The sequence below is a fragment of the Arthrobacter sp. P4_H3 genome, from assembly GCF_056400885.1.
The window spans coordinates 1-641 of sequence record NZ_JBFUKK010000055.1; the positions used below are offsets into that span (position 1 = coordinate 1).

The window sequence follows — 641 nt, forward strand, 5'->3', positions numbered from 1 at the left end:
GGGGGTGATGATGGTCGCGGGCCGGGACGCGACGGTCCCGGCGGCGACGGCGGCTCCGAGTTCGGGCCGCTCCGCCGGCTCCGTGTGGCCTGCAAACCCTGGCCTGGGCAGCACCGCGGACGCGAGGCTGATCCGGCGCCGCGCTTCGGCAATGCTGATCCGCAGCCTGGCGCGGAGGAACTCGGCCGCGTTCCGGGACCCGTCATCAGCCGGATCCGAAGTGGCGCGATTCGGCGCCGGTGGAGCGTCATGACCCGCTGCGGCCGTATCGGTGCCCCAGCCGGTCACCCAGCCGGCCCCCGCGCCGGAGACCGCCGTACCAGAGCCCGGGCCGGCTGATCCCCAGCCGGCCGATCCTGAGCCGACTGCGGCTGAGCGCGCAGCCACTGCGGCTGCCTGCCGGCTGCGGTCCACGGCCCCGGCCGACACGATCTGCAGGTACTCGACGGCCCGGGAGATCTCCTCGACCGTGTCGGCGAAGTCCGCGGCCTCGCGGAAGCCGAGCAGCGCGGCGTCGTCGACCGCCGTCGAACTCAAGGTCCTGAGCAGCTCAAGGCACCGCGCCAGCTCACCGGACCCGCCGTCGGACGCTGCTTCAAGAGGATGCTGGGGTGCCGCGGGGACACTGCGCAGGCCCCGGC

1 protein-coding gene is annotated in these 641 nt (G+C 74.4%); it reads right to left on the reverse strand.

The window, feature by feature from the left end; genetic code table 11:
• Positions 1–641 (reverse strand): DUF222 domain-containing protein (locus AC1DRE_RS25115; protein ID WP_476987169.1); only part of this gene is annotated, 641 nt, incomplete at both ends.